This window comes from Variovorax sp. P4_D9 (assembly GCF_056401695.1).
This window is the reverse complement of sequence record NZ_JBFUIU010000694.1, coordinates 1-4,584: the sequence shown is the minus strand read 5'-3', so window position 1 is coordinate 4,584 and position 4,584 is coordinate 1. Positions and strand designations below refer to the sequence as shown.

Here is a 4,584-nt window from a genome sequence, read left to right as displayed (position 1 = left end):
GGATGAAATCGCGCACGTCGACATGCTCTTGCCAGTTGCCCGGTGCAAAGCTGCGCCAGACGACTTTCCGGGGGTCGGCCTCAAGAGTCGATTTAGTCATGTTTCCTCCTTCGCTCTTTGCAGAGAGGCGGCGAATCGGAAGCTACTTGGGCTCCGATTGATTGGTGGAGGGCTAGTGTGGCGGGAGCGCAGAGTCTGCGATATAGACGCCATTTGCAGTTTGCAACATGTTGTAATGCGACGACACGGCAGCTATTGAAAGGGTGCACGATGCGACGCCCCGACTTCGCGAGCGACTCGACATGACCGTATCAGTTTTCGCCAAACACGACGAGGACGCGCCGATCTTTTCCGTTGCGGACGCCGGGCCGGTGGCCACCGAGGTGATCAAGTCGACCGCGTGCGCACCAGGCCAGCGGCGCATTTCACGAGACCGTGGCGGGAGTTCAGCATGACCCAGGAAGTGCAACCGGAAGGAGCGTTTGTCGCAGAAGCAGAGACGCGGGGCTGGCGCGCTGCCTTTCCCCCGGCGCAGTGGCTGCCTTCGTACCAGCCCAAGTGGCTGGCGAATGACGCCATTGCCGGCGTCACTCTGGCGGCCTACGGCATCCCGGTTTCGCTGGCCTATGCATCACTGGCCGGACTGCCCCCGCAGTTCGGCATCTATTGCTACCTCGTCGGCGGTCTGTTCTACGCGCTGTTCGGCTCGTCGCGCCAACTGGCGATCGGCCCGACGTCCGCGATCTCGATGCTGGTCGGCGTCACGGTGGCGGGCATGGCCCAAGGCGATCCCGAGCGTTGGGCCAGCATCGCGGCACTGACCGCGCTGCTCATCGCGGCGATGTGCATGGTGGCCTGGCTGCTGCGCCTGAGCTCACTAGTCAACTTCATCAGCGAGACCATCCTGCTCGGCTTCAAGGCCGGCGCGGCCTGCACGATTGCACTGACCCAACTGCCCAAGCTCTTCGGCGTCAAGGGGGGCGGCGAGGACTTCTTCGAGCGCCTGGTCATCCTCGGCGGCCAGATCCCGGAGACGAACCTCGCCGTGCTGAGCTTCGGTCTTGTTGCCCTCGTTCTGCTGCTGCTGGCGGAGAAGTATCTGCCGGGACGGCCGGCTGCGCTGTTCGTGGTGGTGGCCTCCATCGTGGTGCTATCGGTCACCTCGCTCGGCGAACTCGGCTTCAAGGTCGTCGGTGCCTTGCCTCAGGGCCTGCCGGACTTCAAACTGCCTGGCTTGCGGGTACGTGACGTGGAGGGCGTCGTTCCGCTGGCATTCGCCTGCTTGCTACTGGCGTACGTTGAGAGCGTCTCGGCCGCACGCGCCCTGGCCGAAGCGCACAAGTACGAAATCGACCCGCGCCAGGAACTGCTCGGACTCGGCGCGGCCAACCTTGGCGCGGCGCTTTTCCAAGCCTATCCGGTGGCGGGCGGTCTCTCGCAATCCTCGGTGAACGACAAGGCCGGCGCCAAGACGCCGATGGCGCTGGTGTTCGCCTCGGCCACGATCGGCCTCTGCCTGATGTTCCTGACCGACGGGCTGAAGAACCTGCCCAACGTCGTCCTGGCCGCCATCGTTCTGGTGGCCGTCAAGGGATTGGTGAACATCGGCGAGATGAAGCGACTCTGGCGGGTCAGCCGCTACGAGTTCGCAGTGTCGATGATCGCCTTCGTCGCCGTGCTTTTTCTGGGCATCCTCAATGGCGTGATCGTCGCGGTCATCGCGTCACTGCTGCTCCTGATCCGTCGTGCCGCGCACCCGCACGTGGCCACGCTCGGCCGCATCCCCGGCACGCGACAGTTCTCCGACATGGAGCGAAACCCCGACAACTCGCCGGTGCCCGGCGCGCTGGTGTTCCGCGTCGACTCGGCCTTGCTTTACTTCAACGCCGACCACGTGCGCGAGGTCGTGCGGCAGAATCTGCGCGCTGCCCCTCCAATGCTGAAGCTGGTGGTCTGCGACCTATCGAGCTCACCGCAGGTCGACCTCGCCGGCGCAAGGATGCTGTCGAAGCTGCATCAGGAACTCGCCGAAGCGCAGATCCAGCTTCGATTGGTCGCTGCGCATGCCTCGGTGCGCGACATCCTGCGCGCCGAAGGACTCGAAGAGAACGTGGGCTACTTCGGGCGAAGGATCTCGGTGGCCGACGTCATCGACGAGTTCGAGAATCGCAAGACTGCGGAAGCGCTATGAGCCACCCAATGCCAGCCGGCAGATGCGAACGGACGCATCGCCGGGCTCGGACTTGACGCTGAACCCGAGACGCCTTGCAAGGCGAAGCATGGGCTGGTTCTGCGCCAGTACGAAGCCTTCCATTGATTTCATGCCACGGCGCGCTGCCTCGTCGATGAGCGCGGTCATCAGTGCGGTCGCAAGCCCGGCACCGCCGAATGCGGAGGCGACAGTGATCGCGAACTCGCAGTTGCTTGTCCCGTCGCCTGCGAAGATCGCAACGGCGCTACCGACAATGTCGATGCCGTCGGCTGCCGGGACCGTCGCCACGAGCCCGACCCCGCCCTCGGGAAACGAGGCGAGTGCGCTGCGCACACGTTCGAGGTTAGGGTCGCGAACGGCGTGCATGAAGCGCATGTAGCGGGCGTCGTGGCTCAGGCGCTCGAACGCTTGCAGGAACTCAGCCTCGTCGGCAGGGCATACCGCTCGTAGGCGCACGGCCCGTCCGTCGCGCAAGGTGATGTCGGAGCTGGCAGCAATGCCAGAGGCCGCATCGCGACTCGGTTCGGGCGCTGAGTCGCTATTCATATGGGCACTCATGGTCGATCTCCTGCGAATGGGCAACGTCTTTCCCCCCACCAGGGCAGAACGTCCTCGAAGCGTACAGCGCAACGGTGCGCGCTGCAATCGCGGCCCTCGCGGCGGTTGAGTGCGCAATTTAAAAAGGGGTATGACTAGAACTAGATTTCGGCGATCGAGGCATGTTTTGGTTCACCATGCGCATTCGCGCCTCCGTCTTGCGCCTTGGCCATCACGGCCTGGCGAACCAGCCCAATGTGTTCGCGCAGCGTATAGGTTTCGCTGGCGTAGCTCACGGGGGCGCGGATCCGCGCGACAGCCCTGCTCGATCGGGGCCAAATCGGCAAGCCATTGCTCGATGGGCAACGTGCCGGTGCGCGTGCTGACGTCGCGCTCGAGAAGTGCCAACTCTCCGTACCAACGGTAAATGCGCGACCGCACCCGCCAGCGCACCAACCTCGGCAAAAGATTCGTCAGGGGCACGATGACGAACAACGCCGGCAATAGCAGCACGATCAGCCGTTCGACGTAGACGGCGACGAAGAACGGCAGGTAGCGGTGAAGCAGGCTGGGTCCAAAGCGGTGGTGTCGATTCGCATCGGCCGACACGGGAAGGTCCACTGTGGCAGTGTTTGGAAACGCGTCATCCGCCGCGCGCCAGACTCATCAGTTTTCAGGTCCGGGTCGCGCAAGGTCTGCCATATGGCCGGCGACTGCGCGGGGCCGACCAGGAATGCGGCATTGACCTGCCCCTCCTGCAGCGCGCGCAGAGCAGCCAGATTGATGAGAGGTACCAACTCGGTGTTGAAGTGGGAGATGCCATTCGCTGCGAGCAGCGGGTCCATGAACGCGCGTACGCCGCTGTCCAACGAGCACACGGCGAGTCGCTTGTAGCGAAGCTCATCGAACTGGGGGCGTATGACGTCATCACGATAGAACATCCACAGCGGTTCGTAGTACAGGGCAGCGATCATGGCGAGCGTTCCGCGGTCGGCGCTTCACCACGCCGCCATGCATGAAGGCCACATCGTGAAAGGATGGAGGCATTCTAGGAATCCGGTCCCGCGAGAACAATTTGCCGATGCGTATGCATTCATAGCCATCGGCAATGAATGCGAAGGGCGAGAAGCCGAGCGCGACTACGCTGTCCCGCTCTTTTCGGCTTGAGCCTTGATCATCTGTTGCAGGATCGCCATCAACGCGGCGCCGGTCAGGCCGAACATCAACACCCCGTTCGCAGCCTCGAGCGGGCCCAGCAGCTTCCAGGGCTTGGTCATCACCACGTCACCGTATCCGAGCGAACTGAAGTTCACCGCAGAGTGGTACACCGCCTCGTACAACTCGTCAAACTCGCCCAGCGCCATGAACAACATTCCCCAGATCATGATCTGAAGGAAGTTTCCCAGTATCAGCACGACCATCACGACCAGGAGCGAGCGAATTTGAACGAACGGCCCTGTGATGGCGGGTTCCCGGTTCGATTGGCCGTAGTAGTAGCGAACGCTCCAGAACGTGAAGGCCGCCTGCAGTACAAGGCACAGCAGGATGGTCGGCAGCCCGATCGCCAGATTGGTCAGCATGGTGTGAGTCCTCCGTTAGCCGTGTCTGAAGAACAGCGCATCGGATCGGGTGGCTCGCCAGTGTTCCAGCGCCCACACCGTCGCCCATGCATAGAGCGCCACCGCGACGAACAAGGCGACGCGCACGGCCGATGCCTTGAGCACATCCTTGCCGCCGGCGCTGTCCTCGATGGCCGGCCCCAGCAGCAGCAGCATGGTCACCAGCGACTGGACCCAGAAGGATGGCGGCAAGGCGCCGGGCCGGACCCGGAACAG

5 protein-coding genes and 1 pseudogene are annotated in these 4,584 nt (G+C 63.4%); 1 reads left to right on the top strand and 5 read right to left on the bottom strand.

Features of this window, described 5'->3' with window-relative positions; translation table 11 throughout:
* The first annotated feature begins 451 nt into the window (after window positions 1-451).
* On the top strand, window positions 452-2,191 hold the full coding sequence (locus AC1DY5_RS42820; protein WP_478120495.1) for a SulP family inorganic anion transporter: 1,740 nt from the start codon (window positions 452-454) through the stop codon (window positions 2,189-2,191).
* On the opposite strand, the gene AC1DY5_RS42815 is transcribed toward AC1DY5_RS42820, so the two are convergent.
* From AC1DY5_RS42815 to AC1DY5_RS42795, 5 genes and pseudogenes are all read right to left on the bottom strand, one after another.
* On the bottom strand, window positions 2,186-2,794 hold the full coding sequence (locus tag AC1DY5_RS42815; RefSeq protein WP_478120494.1) for a GNAT family N-acetyltransferase: 609 nt from the start codon (window positions 2,792-2,794) through the stop codon (window positions 2,186-2,188). The genes AC1DY5_RS42820 and AC1DY5_RS42815 overlap by 6 nt on opposite strands.
* Before the next feature lie 116 nt (window positions 2,795-2,910).
* Window positions 2,911-3,045, bottom strand: coding sequence for a hypothetical protein (locus AC1DY5_RS42810; RefSeq protein WP_478120493.1), 135 nt, complete (start codon window positions 3,043-3,045; stop codon window positions 2,911-2,913).
* A 219-nt stretch (window positions 3,046-3,264) separates the two neighbouring features.
* Entirely contained in the window at window positions 3,265-3,723 is a 459-nt protein-coding gene (locus tag AC1DY5_RS42805; protein WP_478120492.1) for a hypothetical protein, read from the bottom strand.
* A 165-nt stretch (window positions 3,724-3,888) separates the two neighbouring features.
* Entirely contained in the window at window positions 3,889-4,329 is a 441-nt protein-coding gene (locus tag AC1DY5_RS42800) for an ion channel (RefSeq protein ID WP_478120491.1), read from the bottom strand.
* Window positions 4,330-4,344: 15 nt separating this feature from the next.
* Window positions 4,345-4,584: pseudogene (locus AC1DY5_RS42795) on the bottom strand (DUF2955 domain-containing protein); the annotation flags it as partial.